This window comes from Micromonospora sp. CPCC 205546 (assembly GCF_036902715.1).
In the GTDB taxonomy this organism is placed as follows: Bacteria; Actinomycetota; Actinomycetes; order Mycobacteriales; family Micromonosporaceae; genus Micromonospora.
In genome coordinates this window covers 26,237-51,040 of the sequence record NZ_JBAKHL010000009.1, presented here as the reverse complement: position 1 = coordinate 51,040, position 24,804 = coordinate 26,237, and the positions used below count along the sequence as shown (strand labels likewise).

Here is a 24,804-nt window from a genome sequence, read left to right as displayed (position 1 = left end):
CCAAGGAGATCAGTGGCAATGAATGTGTGGAGAAGGCTGTCCGGCCCCCGCCGGGCCCTCGCGCTCGGCGGCGCGGGCGCTCTGGTCGCGGGCGGACTGGTGACCCTCCCGGTCACCGTGGCGCACGCCGCCACCCAGTGCGACGTGTCGTACACGACCAGCGACTGGCAGGGCGGGTTCACCGCCACCGTCAACATCAAGAACGTCGGCGACGCCCTCAACGGCTGGACGTTGGGCTTCACCTTCCCCGACGGCAACCAGCGGGTGCAGCAGGGCTGGTCGGCCCGCTGGTCCCAGAGCGGCCAGAACGTCACCGCGCAGAACGAGTCCTACAACGGCGCGGTGGCCAGCGGCGCCACGGTGAGCCTCGGCTTCAACGGCGCCTGGAGCGGCAGCAACCCGAAGCCCACCTCGTTCACGCTCAACGGCGTGACCTGCAACGGCGGCGGCACCAACCCCACCACCCCGCCGCCCACCACCGCCCCGCCGACGACGCCGCCACCCACGACGCCGCCGCCCACCACTCCGCCGCCCGGGCAGAAGGTGGACAACCCCTACCTGAACGCCCAGGGGTACGTGAACCCGGAGTGGAAGGCCAAGGCCGAGTCGGTCGCGGGCGGCAACCGGGTGTCGAACAACCCGACCGCCGTGTGGATCGACCGGATCGCCGCCATCAACGGCACCCCGGACAGCAGCTCCAACGGCGCGATGGGCGTCCGCGACCACCTGAACAAGGCCCTCGAGCAGGGCGCGGACTACATCCAGTTCGTCATCTACAACCTGCCCGGTCGGGACTGCGCCGCGCTGGCCTCCAACGGTGAGCTGCGCGCCGACGAGCTGCCCCGCTACAAGAGCGAGTACATCGACCCGATCGCCGCGATCCAGGCCGACCCGAAGTACGCCGGCCTGCGGATCGTCAACATCATCGAGATCGACTCGCTGCCGAACCTGGTGACCAACACCTCCGGCAACCCGGGTGGCACCGCGATGTGCGACACCGTGAAGGCCAACGGTGCCTACGTCAACGGCGTCGGGTACGCCCTGTCGAAGCTGGGCGCGATCGGCAACGTCTACAACTACATCGACGCCGCCCACCACGGTTGGATCGGTTGGGACAGCAACTTCAGCCCGACCGCGCAGATCCTGAAGGACGCCTCCGTGGCCTCCGGCAGCACGGTGAACAACGTCCACGGCTTCATCGTCAACACCGCCAACTACTCGGCGCTGCGCGAGCCGTACGTCAAGATCACGGACAACGTCAACGGGACCAGCGTGCGGCAGTCGAAGTGGATCGACTGGAACTTCTACGTGGACGAGCTCTCGTTCGCCCAGGCGTTCCGCAACGAGCTCGTCGCCAAGGGCTTCGACTCGAAGATCGGCATGCTGATCGACACGTCCCGCAACGGCTGGGGCGGCTCCGCCCGGCCCACCGGCCCGGGCGCGACGACCAGCGTGGACACCTACGTCAACGGCGGTCGGGTGGACCGGCGGATCCACGCCGGCAACTGGTGCAACCAGGCCGGGGCCGGCCTGGGCGAGCGCCCGAAGGCCGCGCCGGAGCCGGGCATCGACGCGTACGTGTGGGTGAAGCCCCCGGGCGAGTCGGACGGCTCCAGCAAGGAGATCCCGAACAACGAGGGCAAGGGCTTCGACCGGATGTGCGACCCGACCTACACCGGCAACGCCCGCAACGGCAACAGCATGAGCGGCGCCCTGCCGGACGCCCCGATCTCGGGTGCCTGGTTCCCGGCGCAGTTCGCGCAGCTCATGCAGAACGCGTACCCGGCGCTCTGAGAGCGGAGCCCACCCGCCGCTGGCAGTAGGTGAGGCGCTCCAGCGGCAGGTTCCCCGGGCCCCCGGTCCGACCGTCCGACGGTCGGGCCGGGGGCCCCTCGCGTACGCCGGTCAGGGCACCGTCTTCTCGATCGCCGCGCGGCCCAGCTCGGCCAGGTCCCGGCGGGCCCGCTCGACGTTCTCCGGCGTCAGGTCCTGCCCCCGGGCCGCGACCAGGTCCTCCGGCTCCCAGGGCTGCTCCGCCCCGGTGCGGATGTGGTCCGGGGCCGCGCCCGTGCCGGTGCCGGTCGCGCCGGTGCCGGCGGCGTACGGGTCGCCGATCAGCTCGTCGCCGCCGGTGTCGTCGGCGGGCCCGGTGAACGACGGAGTGTCGCGATCGGCGCCGCCCCCGGTCATCAGCTGCGGGATGCCGGTGTCGTCCTCGGCCGCCGCGGACATCTCCGGGCTCTCCTCCAGCGGCCGGTCACGGTCACGATCCGTCATGTCGCTGCCCTCCCGTCACCAGGTGCTCTCCTGATCCTGCTCGGGTACCCGGAGCGACGGTGCCCATGCCGCGCGTCGACCGGCCGGCTCAGCGTTCCTCGTCGGAGGTCTCCGGCGGCTCGACCGGATTGCGCCACTGCCAGAGCAGCATCAGCACCCCGAAGACGAGCATGCCGAGGCCCGCCCAGAGGTTGATCCGGACCCCCTGCGCCTTCCGCACCGCGGAATCGCCGTCGAAGATCCCGATGAGGGTGACGATCGCCCCGTACGCGGTGAAGAGGCCACCGATCACCCGGCGGATGTCGAACAGCCGGGCGGCGGCCGAGCGGCGGCGGGCCTCCTCGGTGGCCTCGACCGACCGGTCGTGCCCGTGCGGGTTGAGGTTGTCCATGCTCATGGCGGGGACCCCTTCCTAGAAGAACGGCACGTAGAGCAGGAGGGACAGCACGACCGCGATCAGGCCGAGCAGCACCGGGGAGCGCCACCAGACGGCGTCCCCGGTCAGCACGTCGCCCTTCACGTCGACGGCGCCCATGCCGTACACCAGCCCGCGCAGGTCCTCGTCGCGCCTCCTCGCGGTGAACGGCGTGACCACGACCGCGACGACGGCCGCCGTGACGAAGGCGATGCCGGCGCCCCAGAAGCTCTCCTCCAGGTCCGAGTTGAAGTGCACCACCCCGGCCTTGTAGAGCAGGTAGGTCGCCAGCGCCGCCAGGGTGCCCATGAGCAGGGAGAGGAAGCCGGCCGCCGCGCTCATCCGGCGCCAGAACATGCCGATGATGAAGGTGGCGAACAGCGGCGCGTTGAACAGCGAGAAGAGCGCCTGGATGTAGTTCATGATGTTGCTGAACCCGGCGGCGATGAAGGCGGTCCCGATGCCGACCAGGACGCCGCCGACCGTGGCCCACCGGCCGATGCGGATGTAGTAGTCGTCGGGGCGGTCCCGCCGCACGTACTGCTGCCAGATGTCGTAGGTGAACACGGTGTTGAAGCCGCTCACGTTGGCCGCCATGCCGGCCATGAACGACGCGACCAGGCCCGTCACCGCGATGCCGAGCACGCCGTTGGGGAGCAGGTCGCGCATCAGCAGCGGGATCGCGTTGTTGTAGACCAGGTCGCCGCTCTCCGCCCCGAGTCCCTGCACCGTCACCAGGGCGACCAGGCCGGGGATCACCGTGACCACCGGGATGAGCAGCTTCGGGTACGCGGCGATGATCGGCGTACGCCGGGCGGCGCTCATGTTCTTGGCCGACAGCGCGCGCTGCACCTCGGCGAAGTTGGTCGTCCAGTAGCCGAAGGAGAGCACGAAGCCGAGGCCGAAGACGATGCCGATCCAGTGCGCGCCGAGCGGGTTGTCGGTGCCGCCGGTGTCCTGCCAGGTGTGCAGCCCCGCTTCGCCCAGCTTCGACTCGCGCACCGCGTCCATCAGGCCGGCGACGCCGCCCACCTTGACCAGTCCCAGGATCGTGATCGGCAGCAGGCCCGCGATGATCACGAAGAACTGGAGCACCTCGTTGTAGATGGCCCCGGAGAGCCCGCCCACGGTGATGTACGCCAGCACGATCAGCGCGCCGATCACGATGGCCACCCAGAGCGGCCAGCCGAGCAGCGCCTGCATGATCAGGGCCAGGGCGTAGAGGTTCACGCCGGCGATGAGCACCTGGGCGACGGCGAAGCTGAGCGCGTTCAGCAGGTGGGTGGGGCGGTTGAAGCGCAGGCGCAGGTACTCGGGCACGCTGCGGACCTTCGAGCCGTAGTAGAACGGCATCATCACGATGCCGAGGAAGACCATCGCCGGTACGGCGCCGATCCAGTAGTAGTGCAACGTCATCGCGCCGTACTGGGCGCCGTTGGCGGCCATGCCGATGATCTCCAACGCCCCGAGGTTGGCGGAGACGAAGGCGAGCCCGGTCACCCAGGCGGGCAGCGAGCGGCCGGAGAGGAAGAAGTCGACGCTGGTCCTGATGGCCCGCCGGGCGGCGAAGCCGACACCCAGCACCGTGACGAAGTAGAGCGCCAGGATGCCGTAGTCCAGGACGTTCATGTTCAGCCGCAGGCCATCGCCGTCCATCCCGGTAACCCTCCGTCGTCGTCCGTGCCGGATGAGTGCGCGCGCGGCCAATTACCCCGAACGCGCCGTTTCACGCCCACGGCGACGAAACCGCCCGCGAATCCTTCTGCGGCCCGTCCCGCGTCTGCGGGGGACGGGGAAGCGACGCCGGACGGCGAGAGGCGCCCCCGGCCGACCGGCCGGGGGCGCCTCCCACTGGAGGTCGGGTCAGCGTCCGAGCACCCGGTCCAGGAAGTCGCGGTAGTGGCGCACGGCCATCCGGAGCTGCTCGGTGTCGGCCGAACCGGCGTCCTGCCAGCCGCCCAGCTTGTTCTTCTGGGCGGACAGCGCCGAGGAGAGCGCCTGGATGGCCTCGTCGACCAGGGACTGGGCCTCGCCCGCCGCCGCGCGGGGGTCGTCGACGAAGCGCAGCTGGACGTCGCGCCAGCGGTCCCGGAAGCCCTGCGCCGTCGAGGGGTCGAAGAGGCTGGCCGGCTCCGCGGCCACCGTCGCGCCCGCCGGCCGGTCCATCCCGGCGGCCTCCAGATCCCCGGTGCCCGCGCGGGCGGCCGGCGTGTGCCCGGCGTCCGGGTCGACCATGGCCGGTGTGGCGCTGCCGTACCCGGCCGCCGCGGCCGCGCCACCCTCCGCGTCGCCGGTCAGGTCGGACCGGCGCTCGCGACGGCCGTCGGCGTCGTCCGGGTCCAGCGCCTCCGTGTCGCCCCGGCGAGCCTGCCGGTCGTCGTGCCGGTCGTCGCCGAGCCCGACGGAGCGGTGGAACTCGGCGGTCGGGTCCGCCCGGCGGCCCTCCCGGGGGCCGCCCACGGCGCCGTCGCCCGGCCGTGCCGTGGACTCCGCGCGCGGGTCGGGCTCGTCCTCCGGAAGGGGGCTGGCCAGCGCGGACGCGGCGACCGCGCCGCCGACGCTGGTGGCGCCGAAGGCCGTCGGCACCGGCCCCGGCTCGTGGAACCCGGCCCGGTCGCCGTCGGTGTCGCGGTCGTCCGGCCGGGCCCTGCCGGCGCCCCGGCCGCGCGACGGATCGCCGTCGGTCCGGTCACCGTCGCCGGCGACCGCCGGATCGTCGAAGGTGCCCCGGTCGTCGAGGGCGTCCTCGGGTACGTCGGTCCGACCGGCCCGGTCGCCCGGAGGCGGCACCGGCACCGGCACCGGCTCGGAGCGGACGGCCTCGGGGTGCTCGTTGCCCACCCGCTGCTCTTCCTGGCGCATGGTCATCCTCCTAGCGGCTCGTGGCGTCGTGCTGGCTGTCCGGGTTGCGCTGCTCGGACGGTCGGGCTCCGACCGGCTCCTCGCCGAGCAGGTCGGCGAAGAGGGCGCGGTAGTGCACGACGGCCTGGCGGAGTTCCTCCGTGCTGGCCTCGCCCCGGGAGTTGCGCAGGTGGATCTCGTGGGCGTCGCGGTAGTGGCCCAGCGTGCGGGCGTGCTCGACGGAGAGGTGGGCGATCTGGTCGGAGAACTCGCCGGTCGGGTAGCCCCGTTCCGCGATGAGCCGGGTGACCAGCTCGTCCGCTTCGCCCACGGTCTCGGCGGGGGAGTCGACGAAGCGGACCTGGAGCTCCTCCCACGCGGCCGCGTACCGGGCACGGGACTCGGGGGCGAGGGGGGTGAGCGTGAGTTCCGCGTGGCGACGTTCCCGTTCCCGCAGCTCCCGCTCGGCGGCGGTGCGGCTGTCCTGCTCGGAGACGGCACGGTCGTACTCGGGCCCGAACCGCGACCGCAGCGCGCGGCGGCGCGCGTACGACCGGGCGGCCACGGCCACCGCCGCGATCACCAGCACGACGAGAACTATGACGATTACCTGCGTGGGCGACATGGCTCCTCCTTCGTCAGGTGGTATTCCCTCCCTTCACTGATCGCCAATCCCGTTCCGGGGCACTTTCCTGCCCGACCCGTCGTCCGCCGGTCGCCGACGGGGCGCAGCCGCCCCGGGCATTCCCCGCCGCAGCCATGACGAGTCACACAGCGTGACCGGGCGCGAAAACTTGACTCGTTCCAGAAAACAGGGTTGGGTGGGGTGATGCCGGTCAGAACCGATGCCGAAAGCCTGCGGGCGGTGGGGCTGCGTGTCACGCGGCCCCGACTCGCGGTGCTGGCTACGGTGCGTGACCGGCCGCACCTGGACGCCGACGCGATCACGCGACTCGCCCGGATCAGCCTCGGGCGGATCTCGGGCCAGGCGGTCTACGACGTCCTGCGCGCGCTCACCGGCGCGGGCCTGCTGCGCCGGTTCGTCCCGGCCGGCGGCCCCGCGCTCTACGAGTTGGGCGGGGACGACCACGACCACCTGGTCTGCCGGGACTGCGGCGCGATCGTCGACACCCCGCGCAACCGGACCCCTGGGCCCTGCCTGGACCCCGGGGCCTCCGCGTTCGCGGTGGAGTTCGCCGAGGTCACCTACTGGGGCCGGTGCCCCGGGTGTCAGTCGCGCCGCGACTGACGCCAGCCGCCCCACCGATCAGGAGGAGAGCCATGAGCGACCCGCACGCCAGCAAGCCGATCCTCACCACCCGTCAGGGTCACCCCGTGCACAACAACCAGCAGCAGCGGACGGTCGGCTCGCGCGGCCCCGCGACGCTGGAGAACTACCACTTCCTGGAGAAGATCAGCCACTTCGACCGGGAGCGGATCCCGGAGCGGGTGGTGCACGCCCGCGGCTTCGTGGCGCACGGCGAGTTCGAGGCGTACGGGACGATCGGCGACCAGCCGGCGTCGACGTACACCCGGGCGAAGCTGTTCCAGACCAAGGGGAAGAAGACCCCGGTCACCATCCGCTTCTCCACCGTCATCGGTGGGCGGGACTCCTCCGAGGCGGCCCGCGATCCGCGCGGCTTCGCCGTGAAGTTCCGCACCGACGACGGCAACTGGGACATGGTGGGCAACAACCTCCAGATCTTCTTCATCCGCGACGCGATCAAGTTCCCCGACGTGATCCACTCGCTGAAGCCGGACCCGGTCACCTTCCGCCAGGAGCCGAACCGGATCTTCGACTTCATGTCGAACACGCCCGAGTCGATGCACATGCTCACGTGGCTCTTCTCCCCGTACGGCATCCCGAAGAACTACCGGACGATGCGCGGCTCCGGGGTGAACACCTACCGCCTCGTCAACGCCGAGGGCGAGGGCGTGCTGGTCAAGTTCCACTGGCTGAGCCAGCAGGGTGAGCACAACCTCACCCAGGCCGAGGCGGACGCCATCCAGGCCACCGACCTGGGCCACGCCTCGAAGGACCTCTACGAGGCGATCGAGCGCGGCGACCATCCGAAGTGGGAGCTCAACGTCCAGGTCATGAGCGACGACGAGCACCCGGAGCTGGACTTCGACCCGCTCGACGACACCAAGATCTGGCCGGAGGAGGACTTCCCCTACCTGCCGGTCGGCATGATGACGCTCAACCGCAACATCACCGACCACCACGACGAGAACGAGCAGATCGCCTTCGGCACCGGCGTGCTGGTCGACGGCATCGACTTCTCCGACGACAAGATGCTGGTCGGCCGGACGTTCTCCTACTCGGACACCCAGCGTTACCGGGTCGGCCCGAACTACCTGCAGCTGCCGGTCAACCGGCCGCGCGAGGACGTGGCGGTCCGCACCAACCAGGGCGGCGGCCAGATGTCGTACGGGGTGGACAACCGCGGCGCCAACCCGCACATCAACTTCGAGCCGTCCTCCGTCGCCGGTCTCGAGGAGGCCGACGAGTCCTACCGGGAGTACCGTCCGTTCGTCTCCGGGCAGGTCATGAAGGCCCCGATCGAGCGGCAGAACAACTACTCCCAGGCCGGCCGGCGCTACCGCGAGATGGCCGACTGGGAGCGGGACGACCTGATCCTCAACCTCACCACCCTGCTGGCCCAGTGTGACAAGCACATCCAGGAGAAGATGGTCTGGCACTTCAGCCAGTGCGACTCCGACTACGGCCGTCGGCTCGCCGAGGGCCTCGGCATCCCCGTCGACGCCTGATCCGCGCCCGCACGAACGCCCCGCCGGCCACCACCGGCGGGGCGTTCGTCGATTGTGGACGTTCGTCCGGTAGGCCCGACGCGACGGACGGTAGTGCATCGGGCGAGGATTACGTATTCTGCCCAAGGCGTCCGCCGGACCTGCCCGGCACCGCGGGCCGGGACCACCGACCGCGACGCTGCCCGGCCGGCGCCGGCGTCCCCACAGCCACACCTTCCGGGCGAGGTCCGATTGAACACCCGCGACTGGCCGATCCGCTCGAAGCTGACCGCACTGGTCGTCGTGCCGGTGACGGCACTGCTGGCACTGTGGATCTTCGCCACCACGCTCACCTTCGGTCCCGCCCTGGACCTCCTCGCCGCCCGGACGCTCCTCTACGACCTCGGCCGCCCGGGCGAGACGGTGGTGGCCGAGCTGCAACGGGAGCGCCGACTCTCGGTCGTCCAGCTGGCCGGCGACGGCGCCGCGCCGGGGCTCGCCGAGCAGCGGCAGCGGACCGACCGGGCGATCGCCGAGCTGCGCCGCCGGGTCGGCGGGGAGGAACTGCGCGACGCCGCCGACGACATCCTCGACGCCCGGCTCGACCAGCTGGTCACCGCACTGGAGGCGCTGCCGGCCGGGCGGGGGTTCATCGACCGGCGGGCGGTCGACCGGGCCGGCGCGGTCGGGCTCTACAGCGGCATGATCAACTCTGCCTTCCAGGCGTTCTCGGCGATGGCCAACCTGCCCGACCGGGACCTCAACCGGCAGGCCCTCGCCGTCACCGGGCTCGGCCGGTCCCGGGAGCTGCTCGGCCAGACCGACGCCCTGCTCGCCGGGGCGTTCACCGCCGGCCGGTTCGCCGGCGGAGAGCACCTGCAGCTGGTGCAGACCATAGGCAACCAGCGGTTCCTCGCGGAGACGGCGGTCGCCGACCTGCCGGACGCCGAACGCGCCGCGTTCCAGCGGTTGACCGAGGGGGATGCCTTCGGCCGGTTGCGGACGATGCAGGACACGCTGGTGGGTGCCGGGTCCGCCACCCGGCCGGCCGTGGACCCGGCGGCCTGGCAGGAGAGCTACCAGGCGGTGCACGAGGCGCTGCGCGAGTTCGAGCTGGCGCAGGCCGACGGGCTCGCCGAACGGTCGGTGCCGTCGGCCGTACGCATCCTGGTCCGGCTCGCCGCCGCCGGAGTGCTGGGCCTGGCCGCCGTCGTGGTCTCGGTCCTCGTGGCGCTGCGGGTCGGCCGCAACCTCGCGCACCGGCTCAGCGGCGTACGCACGGCGGCGCTGGAGACCGCCGAGCACCGGCTGCCGGACGTGGTGGCCCGGCTGCGCCGGGGCGAGCAGGTCGACGTCGCCCGGGAGGCGCCCCCGCTGGAGTACGGCGGCGACGAGATCGGCCAGGTGGCGCGGGCGTTCACCGAGGTGCAGCGCACGGCGGTCCAGTCGGCCGTCGACGAGGTGACCCTGCGCCGCGGGCTCAACGAGGTGTTCCTCAACATCGCCCGGCGCAGCCAGGGGCTGGTGCACCGGCAGCTCGCGCTGCTCGACCGGATGGAGCGGCACACCGAGGACCCGGACGAGCTGGCGGAGCTGTTCCGTGTCGACCACCTCGCCACCCGGCTGCGGCGGCACGCCGAGGACCTGGTCATCCTGGCCGGCGCGGCCCCCGGCCGGGGCTGGCGCAACCCGGTCGCCACGGTCGACCTGGTGCGGGGAGCGATCTCCGAGGTCGAGTCGTACGACCGTGTCGACATCACCGCCGTGGCACCGGCCGGCGTGCTGGGACGGGCCGTCGGCGACGTGATCCACCTGCTCGCCGAGCTGATCGAGAACGCCACCGCGTTCTCGCCGCCGCAGACCCGGGTGGAGGTCTGCGGGCAGCACGTGGCGAACGGCTACGTGGTGGAGATCACCGACCGGGGTCTGGGCATGTCCGCCGCCGCGCTCGAGGACACCAACCGCCGGCTGGCCCGCTCGCCCGACTTCGAGCCGACCGAGACCGCCCGGCTCGGGCACTTCGTGGTGGCCCGCCTCGCCGCCCGGCACGGCGTCCGGGTGCGGCTGCGTCCGTCCGACGGCGGCGGGTTGACCGCCGTCGTGCTCATCCCCACCGACCTGGTCACCGACGAGCCCGCCCTGCCGCCGACCGGTGGCCCGCCGGTGGCGCCCCGTGCCACGGGCACGCCGGAGGAGCGGCGGCTCGCCCGGGCGAGCCGGCTCAGTACCCTGCCCCGCCCGGCCCGCTCCGCCGGGTCCACCTCGGCGGCCCCGGCCGCCCCGGACCCGGCCCGGCCCGCTCCGCCCGGCGTGCCCTCGAGGGGCCCGGTCCCGCCCGCCGTGGCGCCCGGCGCTCCGGACCCGGCCGGCGCGGCTCCCCGGGACGCGGCCTCCGGCGGTCCCGCCCAGCTCGACGGGCTTCCCCGGCGGGTGCGTCGACGGCCTCCGGGGCACCCGGACACTCCCGGCGGCGACGCGGGCCGGCGGTCGGCGCTGGACGGGCCGACGCTGCGGCAACCGGTGATCGAGGTGCCCACCCCACGCAGTCCCGAGGAGGCGCGCCGGGCGATGTCCGCCCTGCAGGCCGGTACCGCCCGTGGTCGCGCGGCGGCCGGCGGGACGCCGCCGGAGCGCGCCGCCACCGCCACGGCGGGAACGGCCACCGCCACGGCGCCGGAGCGCGCCGCCTCCGGGGCGGTCCCCGGGGCGGCCGCCGCCGGCACCGCCGACCGGCCGGACCGACCGCGCGAAGACCCGAGCCCGACGCCGGCCGAGCGGCCGGCGGACACCGAACCCACGACCGCGACGGAGAGGGACGCCTGATGCATCCGACGAGGCAGAGCGCCGATCTCGACTGGTTGCTCGACGAGCTGGTGGAACGGGTGCCACCCGCCCGACAGGCGGTGGTGCTCTCGGCCGACGGGCTGCTGATCGGCTCCTCCGCCGGCATGGACCGTGCCGACGCCGAGCACCTGTCCGCCCTGGCGTCCGGCTTCTCCAGCCTGGCCCGGGGCGCGAGCCGGCAGGTGGCCGGCGGAGCGGTCCGGCAGACCGTGGTGGAGATGGAGTCCGCGTACCTCTTCGTCACCGCCGCCGGGCAGGGCGCCTGTCTGGCCGTGGTCAGCGACGCCGACGCGGACATCGGCCTGGTGGCGTACGAGATGGCGATGCTGGTCACCCGGGTCGGAGAGAATCTGAGCGCGCCGGCCCGGTCCACGGCGGGGGCCGCCGATGCGGGCTGAGTCGCCCGGGCCGCAGCACGAGTGGCTGGACGACGACGCCGGCCCGGTCGTGCGGCCCTACACCCTCACCGGCGGCCGGGTCCGCTCCGCCGCGGACGGATTCGACCTGGTCGCGTACGTGCTGGCCGAGGCGGCCGTCGACCCGGCCGTCCACCCCGAACTGCACCCCGAGCACCGGCGCCTGGTGGCGCTGGCCGCCCGGCCGGTCCCCGTCGCGGAGCTCGCGGCCGACCTCGACCTCGCCGTGGGCGTGGTCCGCGTACTTCTCGGCGACCTGTTGGCGCGGGGGCTGGTCGCGGTGCACCAGCCGACGGCCGCCGCATACCTGCCCGACGACGACATCCTCAAGGCGGTGGTCAGTGGACTCCGTGCGCTATGACCGAACCGGATCCGGCCCGCGGATCCCGCTCGCGCTCAAGATCCTGATCGCCGGAGGCTTCGGCGCCGGCAAGACCACGCTGGTGAGCGCGCTCAGCGAGGTCCGGCCGCTGCAGACCGAGGAGGTGTTGACCGGAGCCGGCATCGGCACCGACGACCTCTCCGGCGTCGAGGCGAAGTCCACCACGACGGTGGCGATGGACTTCGGTCGGATCACGATCAACGACGATCTCCAGGTCTACCTCTTCGGCACCCCGGGCCAGGACCGGTTCTGGTTCCTCTGGGACGAGCTGGCGTTCGGGGCGCTCGGCGCGGTGGTGCTCGCCGACACCCGCCGGCTCGCCGACTGCTTCCCGTCGATCGACTACTTCGAGCAGCGGGGGGTGCCGTTCGTGGTGGGGGTGAACTGCTTCGACGGCGCCCGCAAGTTCAGCCTGGAGTCCGTACGCCAGGCGCTGGACCTCGACCCCGACGTGCCGCTGGTGCTCTGCGACGCGCGGGACCGGCAGTCCGGCAAGGAGGTGCTGATCGCATTGGTCGAGCACGTGGCCCGGCAGCGCGGGGAACCGGTACCGGCGGCCTGATCCGGCGCGGCGGCCCGGTGTCCGTCGACGAGCCGCCGCGATTCGGCGGGATTTTCGGGGCTAAGCCGGCGGCCCAGCGGGAAGGCTGAGGGGAGCGGTGGAGGAATCGGCGGAAGGCGGATCGGTGACAGGTCAGGGCGAGATGGTCCACGTCGGCGGTTACACGGCGCACAGCGGGGGTCGGGGCACCGGCATCGTGGCGGCGCGGCGGGACCCCGGCTCCGGTGAGCTGACCCCGCTCGGCACCGTCGCGGTCACCCCCTCGCCCTCGTTCCTCGCCCGGCACCCGCGGCTGCCCGTGCTGTACGCCGTGAACGAGCTGCCCGACGGGCAGGTGAGCGCCTTCGCCGTCGGCGCCGACGGCGACCTCACCCCGCTCGGCACGCGATCCACCGGGGCCGCGGAGCCCTGCCACCTGGCGGTCGTCCCGGACTGCGGCCACCTCGTCGTGGCCAACTACGGCGGCGGCGCCGTGACGCTGTTCCCGCTCGACTCCGACGGGGTGCCCGCCGAGCGCAGCGACCTGGTGGCGCACGAGGGACACGGCCCGGACCCGGAGCGCCAGGAACGCGCGCACGCCCACATGGTGAACCCGGACCCGGGACGGGGCCCGCTGCTCGCGGTCGACCTGGGCACCGACTCGATCTACCGCTACGACCTGGACGCGGCCAGCGGCCGGCTGGTGCCCCGGGCGCCCCGGGTGCGTACGGCTGCCGGCGTCGGCCCCCGGCACCTGGCCCGGCACCCCGACGGGCGGCGCTGCTGGGTCACGGGGGAGCTGGACGGCTCCGTCACCGCCTACGAGCTGACCGGCGACGGCGCGCTGCACCAGCGGGGGCGGGTCGAGGCCAGCGACCGGCCCGGGCACGTCCAGCCGTCGGAGATCGCGGTCGGCCCGGACGGGCGCTTCCTCTACGTCGCCAACCGGGGCGCGGGCACCGTCGCGGTCTTCGCCCTCGCCGGCGAGCTGCCGGAACTGGTCGCCGAGGTGGACACCGGCGGGGAGTGGCCGCGGCACTTCGCCCTGACCGGGGAGCACCTCTACGTCGCCGACGAGCGGGCCGACATGGTGCGGGCCTTCCGGGTGGACGCGGCCACCGGCGTCCCGGCTCCGGTCGGCGAGCCGGTGGCGGTGGCGAGCCCCACCTGCGTGCTGCCCTGACCAGCAACGATGTCGCCGATGTCAACACGATGAGGCGGCATCCTCACTCATGGTGACAATTTAGCGATCAACTATTTCTCCTGCGTAACTTTCGTCCGAACGGCCCGTGGCAGTCGTCTGGACGGGTCCGCAAGATGGTCAGGTGTCAGCAGGCCGCCATCGCATGCGTAGGAACCTTCACGCAGCCACCGCCGCCGCTGCCGTGGGCGTCCTCGCCGTCACGGCCGGCGGCTGGTTCGGTTACCAGCAGCTGGCACAACCCGACTGCTCGGGCCGGATCGAACTCTCCGTCGCGGTCGCGGCCGAACTCGCCCCGGCGGTCGACGCCGCCGCCGCGCAGTGGGTGAAGGACGGCGCCGCGGTGGGCGGCACCTGCATCGCGGTGAACGTCGCGGCCACCGATCCGGTCGACGTGGCGGCGACGGTCGCGGCGAAGCACGGCGTCACCCTGGCCGGCGTGGGGCAGGCCAGCGGCACGTCGGTCAGCCCGGACGTCTGGGTACCCGACTCCTCCACGTGGCTGCTGCGGCTCAAGACCGGTGGCGCCACCGCCTTCGAGCCGGGCAACGGGGCGTCCATCGCGCGCAGCCCCGTGGTCGTGGCGATGCCGGTGCCGATCGCCACGCGGCTGGGCTGGCCGCAGAAGAAGTTCAGCTGGACCCAGCTCCTGCAGCAGGTGCAGAGCGACAAGCCGTTGCGCACCGGGATCGTCGAGCCGACCCGCGACGCCGCCGGCCTGTCCGGCCTGCTCTCGCTGACGGCCGCCGCCAGCGCCTCCGGCGGCCCGGACGCCGAGAAGGAGAAGGTCGCCGCGCTGCGGGCGCTGGCCACCGACCGCTCGGCGCTGCGGCCGGACCTGCTCGCCCGGTTCCCCACCGCCTCGGATCCCACGACGATCGCCAGCAGCCTGGGGGCGGCGGCGCTCTCGGAAGAGGACGTGATCCAGTACAACAGCAAGAAGCCGCCGGTGCCGCTGGCGGCGCTCTACCTGGAGCCGGCCCCCGCGCCGCTGGACTACCCGTACGCGGTGCTGCCCGGCATCGAGCCGGCCAAGGCGTCGGCGGCGCGGGTGCTCTACGAGGTGCTCACCACCGACGGCTTCGGCGACCGGCTGGCGAGACAGTCGCTGCGCGCGCCGGACGGCAACTGGGGCGCGGGCTTCGACGCGCCGCAGGGCGCGCCCAGCCCGGCCGGCGGCGCGACCCCGCCGGCCAACGGCGGCGGTTCGGCCACGGGCGGGCTCGACCCGCAGGCCATGGACCGTGCCGTGTCCAGCTGGTCGATCGCCACCCAGTCCGGCCGGATGCTCGCCGTGATCGACGTCTCCGGGTCGATGAAGGAGAAGGTGGCCAACGCCGGCAACGCGACCCGGCAGCAGGTCACCGTCGAGGCCGCCCGGCGGGGACTGAACCTCTTCGACGACTCCTGGTCGATCGGCCTCTGGACGTTCTCCACCCGCCTGGTGGGCAACCGCGACCACCGGGAACTGCTTCCGATCGGGCCGTTGTCCCGTCAGCGCGGCAAGCTGGAGCAGTCGCTGGGCGCGATCCGTTCCTCGACCGGCAACACCGGCCTCTACGACACGGTGCTGGCGGCGTACCAGCAGGTGCAGGACAACTGGGAGCCGGGCCGGGTCAACTCGGTCGTGTTGTTCACCGACGGCAAGAACGAGGACTCCGACGGCATCACGCAGCAGAAGCTGCTGAGCGAACTCGACGAGATCAAGGACCCGGAGCGGCCGGTGCAGGTCGTGATCATCGGTATCGGCGGCGACGTGAGCAAGGCCGAGCTGAAGTCGATCACCGACGTGACCGGTGGCGGCGCCTTCGTCACCGAGGACCCCACCAGGATCGGCGACATCTTCCTGAAGGCGATCGCGTTGCGCAAGGCTCCCACCTGAGCCGCAGTACAGCGCGGGGCGGACCCGTCGCACAGGACCGGGCGCCGTGGGCCCTTTCCCGGAAGGGTGTTCCTCGGGGAAAGTAGTGACGGTAATGCGTCCGAAGCGATCGGCGACCGTGGTTGTCGGGGCAGGATGTCCTGGTGCCCCTTCGGTCGACCCGCGACGCGGGCCTGCCGTACGGGCCGTCGTCGACCGAAGTGGGGAGGGCCGGTGACCTCAGCGACGCTGTTGACCCCCGCCAGCACGTCGTCGAAACCGGAGAAACCACGACCAGGGCCGGCCCGCGCCCGCGAGCGCGCCTACATCCGGTCCCTGGTGGTGCTGGACACCACCGTCCTGACCGTCGCCGTGCTCGTCGGCTACGTCGCCCGGTTCGGCGGCGACACCCCCGGCGGCTCGAAGATCCCCTACATCCTGGTCGCTCCCGGGCTGGTCGTCGCCTGGCTGGTCTCGCTGCGCGTGCTGCGCTGCTACGACGACCGCGTCCTCGGCTACGGCGCCGACGAGTACCGCCGGGTCAGCACCGCCAGCCTGCGCCTCGCCGGGGGCGTCGCGATCGCCGGCTACATCGCCGACGTCGGCGTCTCCCGGGGATTCCTCGGCATCTCGTTCGCCGTCGGCATGCTGGGTCTGGAGGTCGCCCGGTTCGCCGCCCGCAAGCGCCTGCACCGGGCCCGCTCCGAGGGGGCGGGCTGGTCGCGCAAGGTGCTGGTGGTCGGCGACACGGCGCACGTGCTGGAGTTGGTGCACACGCTGCGCCGCGAGCCGTACGCGGGCTACCAGGTCGTCGGTGCCTGCATCCCGGACGCGCTGCTCGCCCCGGTCGCGCAGCGGCTGGGCGACGTGCCGGTGGTCGGCTCGTTCCGCGGCATCCCCGAGGCGGCCACCGCCATCGGCGCGGACACCGTCGCGGTGACCGCCTCCGGCGAGTTGACCGCCACCCGGCTGCGCCGGTTGGGCTGGCAGTTGGAGGGCACCGGCATCGACCTGGTGGTGGCCCCGGCGTTGACCGACGTCGCCGGCCCGCGCATCCACACCCGCCCGGTCGCCGGGCTGCCGCTGATCCACGTCGAGGCGCCGGAGTTCCGCGGGGCCCGCAAGCTGGTGAAGGGCTTCGTCGACCGGGCCGTCTCCTCGGTGGCCCTGACCCTGCTGCTGCCGCTGCTGGCCGTCGTCGCGCTGGCGATCAAGATCGACAGTCGGGGGCCGGTGCTGTTCCGGCAGACCCGCGTGGGGCAGGGCGGGCGGGAGTTCGGCGTCTACAAGTTCCGCACCATGGTGGTCGACGCCGACGCCCTGCTGGCCGCGCTGGCCGCCCGCAACGAGACCGACGGCCTCATGTTCAAGATGCGCGACGACCCTCGGGTGACCCGGATCGGGCGGCTGCTGCGCAAGTGGTCGCTGGACGAGCTGCCGCAGCTGGTCAACGTCCTGCTCGGGCACATGAGCCTGGTCGGGCCGCGCCCGCCGCTGCCCTCGGAGGTGGCCCGCTACGACGGCGACGTGGCCCGCCGGCTGCTGGTCAAGCCCGGCATGACGGGGCTCTGGCAGGTCAGCGGCCGGTCCGACCTGAGCTGGGAGGACGGCATCCGGCTGGACCTCTACTACGTGGAGAACTGGTCGCTCGCCGCCGACCTGACGATCCTGTGGAAGACCTTCGGCGCGGTGCTCAACAGCCGCGGGGCGTACTGAGCGTCCCCGGCGCTCAGTCCTGGGGGCCGGTCCAGTCCAGGCACACCACCACCGCGTCGTCGCTCAGGTCGCCGGCGACGAACGCGCGCAGGTCGCCGATCAGCGAGCGGACGGCGTCCAGCGGCTCCATCGGCCCGGTCCGGCGCAGGAACCGCTCCAGCGCGCTCTCGCCGTAGCGGACGCTCCGCCCCGTGGCGTCGATGACGCCGTCGCTGACCACGAAGAGCCGGTCGCCGCGGCACAGCTCGAAGTGCTGCTCCCGGTAGTCGGTGGCCTCGAACATGCCGAGCGGGAACTGCGCCTCCAGCGGCAGTTCCCGGGTGCTCCCGTCGCGCAGCAGCACCAGCCGGGGCGAGCCGGCGTCGACCACGGTGAGCAGCCCCGAGCGCAGGTCCAGCTCCATCAGCAGCGCGGCGAGGTGCTGGTCGCCCCGGTGCAGGTCGTAGATCGCCTGGTCGGCGAGGGCCGCCTGGTCGGCCAGGCCGAGCCCGGAGCGGCGGGCGTTGCGCAGCGCGTGGGTGGCGAGCGAGGTGAGCATCGCCGCGGCCACCCCCTCGCCCGTGCCGTTGATGGTGGACAGCCAGACCCGGTTGCCGTCGTCGGACCAGTCGAAGCTGTCGCCGCGCACCGCGTACGCCGGCTCGAGCTGCCCGGCCAGGCTGAACGACGGGCGGGTCCGGCTGCGGCCGGGGAGCATCTCCCACTGCATCTCGGCGGCGAGGGTGAGGCGCCTGCTGCGGCTCGCGACCCGGTACACGTCCGTGCCCTCGGTGACCGCGGCGATCTCGTGGGCGAGCGCGGTGGCGATCTCCGTCAGCTCGTCGAGCGTCTCCCGCCCGGTCGGCGCGGGCGCCACCACCAGCACGCCCCGGCGTTCCCCGCGCATGGACACCGGCAGGTAGCCGGTGTCGTCCGCGACGATCGGGCTCTGGTGGTCGAAGCAGCGCCAGGCGGGGTGCCCGGGGGTGGTGACGGGCTCCTCCCCGACGAGGGGCAGCAGCGCCGCCAACCGGTAGTCGACCTGGAGCAGGTCCACCCGGGTGGTCCCGTAGCCCGCGGCCAGGACGTCGGCGATCCGGTCCAGCAGGAGGTCCGCGGGCGCCTCGTTGAGGACGCGCCGTGCCTGATTGACCGGTTCGCTCATCGTCGCTCCTTCGGCACGAGCCCAGACCAGTGGATTCGGAGTACGCTCGGGCCCACCATGGCGGAAGTACCCGGTCCCTACGGACCCGAGACGAGTATGGCGGTCGAGCTCGACGCGGTGGCCGATGCCCTGCTGACGGTCTGGGAGGCCGCGCGGGAGCGGACGACCAGTCGGGTCTCGGGCGCGCAGCTGCGCGCCATCATGCTGGTCGAGCAGCACGAGGGAATCAACCTCCGCCGCCTGGCCACCGGGCTCGACATGCTGCTCTCCTCCGCCAGCCGGCTCTGCGACCGCCTGGTGGCGGCGGGCATGCTGGAACGCGAGCCCGGCCGGTTCGACCGGCGGGAGATCTCGCTGCACCTCACCCAGGAGGCCCGCCGGCTCCTCGCCGAGCTGCGCGACGACCGGCGTCAGCAGCTCGCCGCGATCCTCGCCGACATGACCCCCGAGGGGCGGCAGGCCCTGCTGCGGGGCATGCGGGAGTTCGACGAGGCCGCGCGCCACCGCAGCGCCTCCGTGCAGTCCGTCGAGGCGGCCGGCCCGTGGCCGGGCGCACCGTCCGGCCGTCCGGTCGACCTGCCGACGCAGGAACGGCCGGGCACCGGAGCACGGGTGGCCCGGACGGCCTGACCCGGGCGCCGTAGCCGGACGAGGAGGCCGCTCAGGCCGGTGCCGCCGCGACGGCCAGCATGGCGATGTCGTCCTGGTGCTGCCCGTCGAGCCATCCGTCGACGAGTTCGAGGAGCCGGTCGACCAGCGCGGCCGGGGCCAGCCCGGCGGCCGAGGCCAGCGCCGCGCGCAGCCGTTCCTCGCCGAACATCTCCTGGCCGTCGGGCCCGCCGCGCGCCTCGACCACCCCGTCGGTGTACGCGAGCAGCAGCTCGCCGGGGCCGAGCCGGAGGTCGACCTCGGCGAACCGGGCGGCGGCGAGCGCGCCCACCGGCATCCCGCCGACGGCCACCGACGTGACCGCGCCGTCGGCGTCGACCCGCAGCGGGGACGGGTGACCGCCGCCGGCGATCCGGACGGCGACTCCGCCGCCGGGCACCGCGTCGAGGGTGCCGAGCAGCAGGGTGGTGAACTGGCTGCGCCGGGCCGCGTCCGGGGCGTCGAAGAGTGCCTCGTTGAGCAGCCGCATCAGCTCCAGCGGCCGCTGCTCGACCAGGCGCAGGGTCCGCAGGGACTGGCGGACCCGCCCGGTGAGGACTGCCGCGCCGACACCCTTGCCGGCCACGTCGCCCAGGGCGAAGATCGCGCCTGCGGGGACGGGGAACACGTCGTAGAAGTCGCCGCCGATGCGCAGCCGGTCGCCGGCCGCCCGGTACCCGCCCGCGAGGGCGGCGCCCGGCACGGCCGGCAGGCCGGGCGGGAGCAGGCTGTTCTGCAGGACCCGCGCGAGGTGGACCTGCTCGCCGTAGAGCTCGGCGGCGTCGAGGGCCGCGCCCGCGCGGGCGGCGAACTCCCGGGCCAGCTCGACGTCGCGGCGGGCGAAGCCGGCGCGCCCGGCGCGGCGTACGAGCACCAGGGCGCCGGTGGTGCGTCCGGCGCCCCGCATGGGGCTGACGAGCACGGTGCCGGGGCTGCCGAAGTCGGGCGGGAGCACGGTGGTCAGGTCGACCGCCGCCCCGTCGGGCCACGGGGACGGGCCCACCGGGTGGCCGGCCAGCGCCTCGGCCAGCCCGGGCAGGGAGCCGGTCAGGGACCAGGTCGCCAGCCCGCTCGTCGGGGCGGGGTCTCTCCCGTCGTACCGGACCCAGTGCGGCTGGCCCTGCGCGGGCGGGGGCGGCAGGTGGACCACCACGGCCAGGTCGGCGAGGTAGGGCACGGGCAGGGTCGTGGTGGTCCGCAGGGTCTGCTCGCGCTGCAGGGAGAGGCCGAGACGGCTGCCGGCCTCGGCGAGGAACACCGTCCGGGAGCGTTCGACCTGCAGCGCCTCGACGCGCGCGTGTTCCTCGGTCACGTCCCGCACGTACCAGGCGTGCCGCCCGTCGGCCAGGTCGCGCCGTACGCCGCGCAGCCGGCGGCCACCGTGCTCGGCGTCGAAGCTGGCCGCCCCCGACCCCACCGCCCGGGCCACGGCCGGCACTGCACAGGTGGTCAGGTCCGTGGTGGGCGCGGCCTCGGGGAGCAGCGCCGTCGCCATCGCGTTGACCAGCGTCACCAGCCCCGCCCGGTCGACCACCACGACCGCCTCGGAGAGCCCGTCGAGCACCTCGCGGGTGAGCCCGGAGCTGGCGGGTCGCGCGGGGTCGGGGGAACGGCCGGAGCGGGCGGGCCGCCCGCCGTCGGTGGGACCCCTGACACCGCCCCGGGAGGCGGTGGTCACCGCCGCTCGCCGGGCGCCCCGGTCTGTCGACCTGTGCGCATGCTGGTCGTGCACTCCTCGGATGGGGGTCGTTGCCTCGGGGCAAGCGTACCGAGGCCGAGCCGCGCCGCCATCGGAGGAACGGGGCTCAGGTCGGGCGGGCCAGCCAACCGGCCGGACGTGCCAGGATCCGGCGTACCACCGAACCGGCCCCGCCGACGGCCGCGGCGGCGGCGCCGAGGGCCGCCGGGCGGACGGTGACCGGCGACCAGGCCGCGGTGAGCACCCGGCGGGAGATCTCGGCGAGCACCGGCGGGCGCAGCCACGGCGCCAGCGGGGCGTATCCGCCGCCGAGCACCACGGTGTCCAGGTCCAGCAGGTTCACCACGCCGGCGACGGCGACGCCCAGGGCGGTCCCGGCCCCCGCGAGGGCCTGTAGCACGGCGGGGTCGCCGGCCCCGGCCAGCTCGGCCAGCCGGGTCGTCGCGGTGTCCGCCGGGAGGTCCGCGCCGGCCAGCCCGGCCGCCGCCAGGATCGCCTCCTGACCGGCGTACGTCTCCAGACAGCCCCGGCCCCCGCAGCGGCAGGGCGGACCGTCGGGCCGGACCGGGATGTGACCGATCTCGCCGCTCCAGCCGCGCGCGCCCCGGAACAGGGACCCGTCGAGCACGATCCCGGCGCCGATGCCGACCTCGCCGGAGACGTGCAGGAAGCTGGCCCGGCCGGTCGGCCCGGCGTGCAGCTCGCCCAGGGCGGCGAGGTTGGCCTCGTTGTCGACCACCAGCGGGGGTACGCCGTCGACGTGCGCGGTCAGCGGCGGCCCGGCGCCGAGCAGCGCGGGGACGGGCACGTCGCGCCAGCCGAGGTTCGGGGCGAGGCGGACCAGGCCCGCGTCGTCGACCAGGCCGGGAACGGCCAGGGCCGCGCCGGCCAGGGTGAGCCCCTCTCCGGTGGCGTCGGCGCGGGCGCGGGCGGCCAGGTCGGTGAGCCGGGCGAGCGCCTCGGCGGGGGAGAGGGGGCGCAGGTCGGCGCGGTGCACCCGGTGGTGGCGGACCCGGCCGGCGAGGTCGACCACGCAGGCGGCCAGGTAGTCGACGTTGATCTCCAGGCCCAGCCCCGCCGGGCCGTCGGTGGCGAGCACCAGCCCTCGCGAGGGCCGCCCGGCGCCGGTGCGGGGCGTCGGCTCTGCCTCGGCGACCAACCGGCCGGCGAGCAGGTCCTCCACGACGGCCGAGACGGTGGCCCGGGTGAGACCGGTGCCCGCGGCCAGCTCGGCCCGGGAGGGCGGGCGGTCGGCGGCGGCGATCCGGTCGAGCACCAGGGCGAGGTTCCACTCGCGCAGGCTGCCCTGCCGCACCGCCCCGGCCGGGGCGTCGGGTCGGGTCACCCCTTGACACTGCCACAGGCCGGTCAAATAATTCAACCACTGAACAAATAGCGGACGACACCCGGAGGTCTGCCATGGCACCCCGTCCCACCCCCGCCGACAAGTTCTCCTTCGGCCTCTGGACGGTGGGCTGGCAGGCCCGCGACCCGTTCGGCGACGCCACCCGTCCCGAGCTGGACCCGGTCGAGGCGGTGCACCGCCTCGCCGAGCTGGGGGCGTACGGGATCACGTTCCACGACGACGACCTGGTGCCCTTCGGCGTCGACGCCGTCACCCGGGACCGGCACGTGGCCCGCTTCCGCAAGGCGCTCGACGAGACCGGCATGGTGGTGCCGATGGTGACCACCAACCTCTTCACCCACCCGGTCTTCAAGGACGGCGGCTTCACCAGCAACGACCGCGACGTGCGGCGCTACGCGCTGCGCAAGGTGCTGCGCAACGTCGACCTCGCCGCGGAACTCGGCGCCCGCACCTTCGTGATGTGGGGCGGCCGGGAGGGCGCCGAGTACGACCTCGCCAAGGACGTCCGGTCCGCGCTGGAGCGCTACCGGGAGGCCGTCGACCTGCTCTGCCAGTACGTCGTCGACTCCGGCTACGACCTGCGCTTCGCCATCGAGCCGAAGCCCAACGAGCCGCGCGGCGACATCCTCCTGCCCACCGTCGGGCACGCACTGGCCTTCATCTCCACCCTGGCCCGCCCCGAACTGGTCGGGCTCAACCCGGAGGTGGGGCACGAGCAGATGGCGGGCCTGAACTTCGCCCATGGCATCGCGCAGGCGCTCTGGCAGGGCAAGCTGTTCCACATCGACCTCAACGGTCAGCGCGGCGTCAAGTACGACCAGGACCTCGTCTTCGGCCACGGCGACCTGCTCAACGCGTTCGCCCTGGTCGACCTGCTGGAGCACGGCGGTCCCGGCGGGGTGCCCGCCTACGACGGCCCCCGGCACTTCGACTACAAGCCCTCGCGCACCGAGGACATGGCCGGCGTCTGGGCGTCGGCCGAGGCGAACATGCGCACCTACCTCCTGCTCAAGGAGCGGGCGGCGGCGTTCCGCGCGGACCCGGAGGTCGCCGGGTCGCTGGCCGCGAGCCGGGTCGCCGAGCTGGGCACGCCGACGCTGGCCCCGGGGGAGGGCTACGCCGAGCTGCTCGCCGACCGTAGCGCGTTCGAGGAGTTCGACGTCGACACCGCCGCCGCGAGGGGCTTCGGCTTCGTCCGGCTCAACCAGCTCGCCGTCGAGCACCTGCTCGGCGCCCGCTGAGGCCGCCGGCGATGGCGATCGTCGCGGGGGTCGACTCCTCGACCCAGTCCTGCAAGGTGGTCGTCCGGGACGCGGAGACCGGCGCCCTGCTCCGGCAGGGTCGGGCGCCGCACCCGGACGGCACCGAGGTCGACCCGGCGGCGTGGTGGTCCGCGCTGGGCGCGGCGGTCGACGCCGCGGGCGGGCTGGCCGACGTGGCGGCGATCTCCGTCGCCGGGCAGCAGCACGGCATGGTCTGTCTCGACGAGGCGGGCGGGGTGGTCCGGCCGGCCCTGCTGTGGAACGACACCCGCTCCGCCGGGGCCGCCGCCGAGCTGGTCGAGGAGGCCGGCGGCGGGGAGGCCGGCCGCCGCTTCTGGGCGGAGGCGGTGGGCAGCGTGCCGGTGGCCAGCTTCACCGTCACGAAACTGCGCTGGCTGGCCAGGCACGAGCCGGGGCACGCGGCCCGGGTGGCGGCGGTCTGTCTGCCGCACGACTGGCTGACCTGGCGGCTGGCCGGCGCGCCGGGCCTGTCGGCGCTGCGCACCGACCGGGGCGACGCCAGCGGGACCGGCTACTGGTCCCCGGCCACCGGCGACTACCGCCCCGACCTGCTGGAGCGGGCGTTCGGCGGGCGGCCGCACCTGCCGGGCGTGCTCGGCCCGGCGGAGCCGGCCGGCGCCGCACGCCCCGACGCCCTCCCGGGCCTGCCCGACGGGGCGGTGCTCGGCGCGGGCACCGGGGACAACGCCGCCGCCGCGCTCGGCGTCGGCGCGGTGCCGGGCGACGTGGTCGTCTCCATCGGCACCTCGGGCACCGTGTTCAGCGTCGCCGACTCCCCGGCCGCCGACCCGAGCGGCGCGGTCGCCGGCTTCGCCGACGCCACCGGCCGCTTCCTGCCGCTGGTCTGCACGCTCAACGCGGCCCGGGTGCTCGACGCTGCCGCGGCCATGCTCCGGGTCGACCTCGACGAGCTGGCCCGGCTGGCGCTCGCCGCCCCCGCCGGCGCGGACGGGCTGGTCATGGTGCCCTACCTGGAGGGTGAGCGCACGCCCGACCGGCCGCTGGCGTCCGGTGCCGTGCACGGGCTGACCCTGCGCACTTCGACGGCGGCGCACCTGGCGCGCGCCGCCGTCGAGGGGCTGCTCTGCGCGCTCGCCGACGGCCTCGACGCGCTCACCGCCCAGGGCGCCACGGTGCATCGGGTGATCCTGGTCGGCGGGGGTGCCCGCTCGGTGGCGGTGCGCCGGATCGCGCCGCAGGTCCTCGGGGTGCCGGTGGTCGTCCCGCCGCCCGGGGAGTACGTGGCCGACGGCGCGGCCCGCCAGGCCGCCTGGGTCGCCCTGGGCGGCGCGGCGGCCCCCGCGTGGTCCGTCGCGGGCACCGAGGAGTACGCCGCCGCCCCCGTCCCCGCCGTCCGGGAGCGGTACGCCGCCGCCCGCGGGCACTTCCTCGACCGGGTCGACGCCGTGGCGGGGTAAA

General features: G+C 74.0%; 21 protein-coding genes. 13 read left to right on the top strand and 8 right to left on the bottom strand.

The features are described 5' to 3' along the window. Nucleotides 1-18: 18 nt before the first annotated feature. Nucleotides 19-1,794, top strand: a complete 1,776-nt coding sequence (locus V6U77_RS07710; protein ID WP_334605608.1) for a glycoside hydrolase family 6 protein — start codon at nucleotides 19-21, stop codon at nucleotides 1,792-1,794. Between the two features lie 111 nt (nucleotides 1,795-1,905). Here V6U77_RS07710 and V6U77_RS07705 read toward each other — a convergent pair whose 3' ends face one another. The 5 genes from V6U77_RS07705 to V6U77_RS07685 form a co-directional block, all read right to left on the bottom strand. Further along, entirely contained in the window at nucleotides 1,906-2,277 is a 372-nt protein-coding gene (locus V6U77_RS07705) for a hypothetical protein (protein ID WP_334605527.1), read from the bottom strand. An 88-nt stretch (nucleotides 2,278-2,365) separates the two neighbouring features. Beyond that, nucleotides 2,366-2,674: a hypothetical protein gene (locus tag V6U77_RS07700; protein WP_334605526.1), complete on the bottom strand. Its 309-nt coding sequence runs from the start codon at nucleotides 2,672-2,674 to the stop codon at nucleotides 2,366-2,368. Nucleotides 2,675-2,689: 15 nt separating this feature from the next. Further along, complete coding sequence (locus tag V6U77_RS07695) at nucleotides 2,690-4,348, bottom strand: sodium:solute symporter family protein (protein WP_334605525.1); 1,659 nt, start codon at nucleotides 4,346-4,348, stop codon at nucleotides 2,690-2,692. 207 nt (nucleotides 4,349-4,555) lie between these two features. Then, nucleotides 4,556-5,554: a hypothetical protein gene (locus V6U77_RS30010; RefSeq protein WP_442934391.1), complete on the bottom strand. Its 999-nt coding sequence runs from the start codon at nucleotides 5,552-5,554 to the stop codon at nucleotides 4,556-4,558. Nucleotides 5,555-5,564: 10 nt separating this feature from the next. Next, the gene (locus V6U77_RS07685) at nucleotides 5,565-6,158 is read right to left on the bottom strand and encodes a hypothetical protein (RefSeq protein WP_334605524.1); all 594 of its coding nucleotides are present in this window, start codon (nucleotides 6,156-6,158) and stop codon (nucleotides 5,565-5,567) included. A 240-nt stretch (nucleotides 6,159-6,398) separates the two neighbouring features. Here V6U77_RS07685 and V6U77_RS07680 point away from each other — a divergent pair, with 240 nt between their 5' ends. From V6U77_RS07680 to V6U77_RS07640, 9 genes are all read left to right on the top strand, one after another. Beyond that, nucleotides 6,399-6,782 (top strand): Fur family transcriptional regulator, encoded by a 384-nt coding sequence (locus V6U77_RS07680; RefSeq protein WP_334605523.1) that lies wholly within the window; start codon nucleotides 6,399-6,401, stop codon nucleotides 6,780-6,782. Between the two features lie 32 nt (nucleotides 6,783-6,814). Then, nucleotides 6,815-8,305, top strand: coding sequence for a catalase (locus V6U77_RS07675; protein ID WP_334605522.1), 1,491 nt, complete (start codon nucleotides 6,815-6,817; stop codon nucleotides 8,303-8,305). Between the two features lie 231 nt (nucleotides 8,306-8,536). Then, a complete protein-coding gene (locus V6U77_RS07670) occupies nucleotides 8,537-11,107 on the top strand; it encodes a sensor histidine kinase (protein WP_334605521.1) in 2,571 nt (856 codons plus the stop codon). Then, on the top strand, nucleotides 11,107-11,526 hold the full coding sequence (locus V6U77_RS07665) for a roadblock/LC7 domain-containing protein (RefSeq protein ID WP_334605520.1): 420 nt from the start codon (nucleotides 11,107-11,109) through the stop codon (nucleotides 11,524-11,526). Before V6U77_RS07670 ends, V6U77_RS07665 begins: the two co-directional genes overlap by 1 nt. After that, on the top strand, nucleotides 11,516-11,905 hold the full coding sequence (locus tag V6U77_RS07660; protein WP_334605519.1) for a DUF742 domain-containing protein: 390 nt from the start codon (nucleotides 11,516-11,518) through the stop codon (nucleotides 11,903-11,905). Before V6U77_RS07665 ends, V6U77_RS07660 begins: the two co-directional genes overlap by 11 nt. Further along, entirely contained in the window at nucleotides 11,886-12,488 is a 603-nt protein-coding gene (locus V6U77_RS07655) for a GTP-binding protein (protein ID WP_334605518.1), read from the top strand. Before V6U77_RS07660 ends, V6U77_RS07655 begins: the two co-directional genes overlap by 20 nt. Nucleotides 12,489-12,612: 124 nt before the next feature. Next, nucleotides 12,613-13,650, top strand: coding sequence for a lactonase family protein (locus V6U77_RS07650; protein WP_334605517.1), 1,038 nt, complete (start codon nucleotides 12,613-12,615; stop codon nucleotides 13,648-13,650). Nucleotides 13,651-13,792: 142 nt separating this feature from the next. After that, nucleotides 13,793-15,550 carry a VWA domain-containing protein gene (locus V6U77_RS07645; protein ID WP_334605516.1) on the top strand — a complete coding sequence of 586 codons (1,758 nt, stop codon included), beginning with the start codon at nucleotides 13,793-13,795 and terminating at the stop codon, nucleotides 15,548-15,550. Between the two features lie 213 nt (nucleotides 15,551-15,763). Beyond that, the gene (locus tag V6U77_RS07640) at nucleotides 15,764-17,245 is read left to right on the top strand and encodes a sugar transferase (protein WP_334605515.1); all 1,482 of its coding nucleotides are present in this window, start codon (nucleotides 15,764-15,766) and stop codon (nucleotides 17,243-17,245) included. Between the two features lie 13 nt (nucleotides 17,246-17,258). On the opposite strand, the gene V6U77_RS07635 is transcribed toward V6U77_RS07640, so the two are convergent. Then, nucleotides 17,259-18,389: a PP2C family protein-serine/threonine phosphatase gene (locus V6U77_RS07635; protein ID WP_334605514.1), complete on the bottom strand. Its 1,131-nt coding sequence runs from the start codon at nucleotides 18,387-18,389 to the stop codon at nucleotides 17,259-17,261. A gap of 57 nt (nucleotides 18,390-18,446) precedes the next feature. On the opposite strand from V6U77_RS07635, the gene V6U77_RS07630 reads away from it, so the two are divergent. Then, nucleotides 18,447-19,019, top strand: a complete 573-nt coding sequence (locus V6U77_RS07630) for a MarR family winged helix-turn-helix transcriptional regulator (protein WP_334605512.1) — start codon at nucleotides 18,447-18,449, stop codon at nucleotides 19,017-19,019. Nucleotides 19,020-19,050: 31 nt separating this feature from the next. On the opposite strand, the gene V6U77_RS07625 is transcribed toward V6U77_RS07630, so the two are convergent. Together V6U77_RS07625 and V6U77_RS07620 are read right to left on the bottom strand one after the other, a co-directional pair. After that, the gene (locus tag V6U77_RS07625; protein WP_334605511.1) at nucleotides 19,051-20,715 is read right to left on the bottom strand and encodes a PP2C family protein-serine/threonine phosphatase; all 1,665 of its coding nucleotides are present in this window, start codon (nucleotides 20,713-20,715) and stop codon (nucleotides 19,051-19,053) included. Nucleotides 20,716-20,842: 127 nt separating this feature from the next. Next, nucleotides 20,843-22,081 carry an ROK family protein gene (locus V6U77_RS07620; RefSeq protein WP_334605510.1) on the bottom strand — a complete coding sequence of 413 codons (1,239 nt, stop codon included), beginning with the start codon at nucleotides 22,079-22,081 and terminating at the stop codon, nucleotides 20,843-20,845. A gap of 74 nt (nucleotides 22,082-22,155) precedes the next feature. On the opposite strand from V6U77_RS07620, the gene xylA reads away from it, so the two are divergent. Then, the gene (gene xylA, locus V6U77_RS07615) at nucleotides 22,156-23,343 is read left to right on the top strand and encodes a xylose isomerase (RefSeq protein ID WP_334605509.1); all 1,188 of its coding nucleotides are present in this window, start codon (nucleotides 22,156-22,158) and stop codon (nucleotides 23,341-23,343) included. Nucleotides 23,344-23,354: 11 nt separating this feature from the next. Continuing rightward, nucleotides 23,355-24,803, top strand: a complete 1,449-nt coding sequence (gene xylB, locus V6U77_RS07610; RefSeq protein WP_334605508.1) for a xylulokinase — start codon at nucleotides 23,355-23,357, stop codon at nucleotides 24,801-24,803. Nucleotide 24,804: the final 1 nt, after the last annotated feature.

Excerpts from the sequence above, each read along its gene's own strand:
- V6U77_RS07630 (WP_334605512.1), top strand. The coding sequence starts at position 18,447 with ATGGCGGAAGTACCCGGTCCCTACGGACCCGAGACGAGTATGGCGGTC.
- V6U77_RS07700 (WP_334605526.1), bottom strand. The coding sequence starts at position 2,674 with ATGAGCATGGACAACCTCAACCCGCACGGGCACGACCGGTCGGTCGAG.
- V6U77_RS07710 (WP_334605608.1), top strand. The coding sequence starts at position 19 with ATGAATGTGTGGAGAAGGCTGTCCGGCCCCCGCCGGGCCCTCGCGCTC.
- V6U77_RS07660 (WP_334605519.1), top strand. The coding sequence starts at position 11,516 with ATGCGGGCTGAGTCGCCCGGGCCGCAGCACGAGTGGCTGGACGACGAC.
- V6U77_RS07635 (WP_334605514.1), bottom strand. The coding sequence starts at position 18,389 with ATGAGCGAACCGGTCAATCAGGCACGGCGCGTCCTCAACGAGGCGCCC.
- xylA (WP_334605509.1), top strand. The coding sequence starts at position 22,156 with ATGGCACCCCGTCCCACCCCCGCCGACAAGTTCTCCTTCGGCCTCTGG.
- V6U77_RS07705 (WP_334605527.1), bottom strand. The coding sequence starts at position 2,277 with ATGACGGATCGTGACCGTGACCGGCCGCTGGAGGAGAGCCCGGAGATG.
- V6U77_RS07685 (WP_334605524.1), bottom strand. The coding sequence starts at position 6,158 with ATGTCGCCCACGCAGGTAATCGTCATAGTTCTCGTCGTGCTGGTGATC.
- xylB (WP_334605508.1), top strand. The coding sequence starts at position 23,355 with ATGGCGATCGTCGCGGGGGTCGACTCCTCGACCCAGTCCTGCAAGGTG.
- V6U77_RS07695 (WP_334605525.1), bottom strand. The coding sequence starts at position 4,348 with ATGGACGGCGATGGCCTGCGGCTGAACATGAACGTCCTGGACTACGGC.
- V6U77_RS30010 (WP_442934391.1), bottom strand. The coding sequence starts at position 5,554 with ATGCGCCAGGAAGAGCAGCGGGTGGGCAACGAGCACCCCGAGGCCGTC.
- V6U77_RS07665 (WP_334605520.1), top strand. The coding sequence starts at position 11,107 with ATGCATCCGACGAGGCAGAGCGCCGATCTCGACTGGTTGCTCGACGAG.
- V6U77_RS07675 (WP_334605522.1), top strand. The coding sequence starts at position 6,815 with ATGAGCGACCCGCACGCCAGCAAGCCGATCCTCACCACCCGTCAGGGT.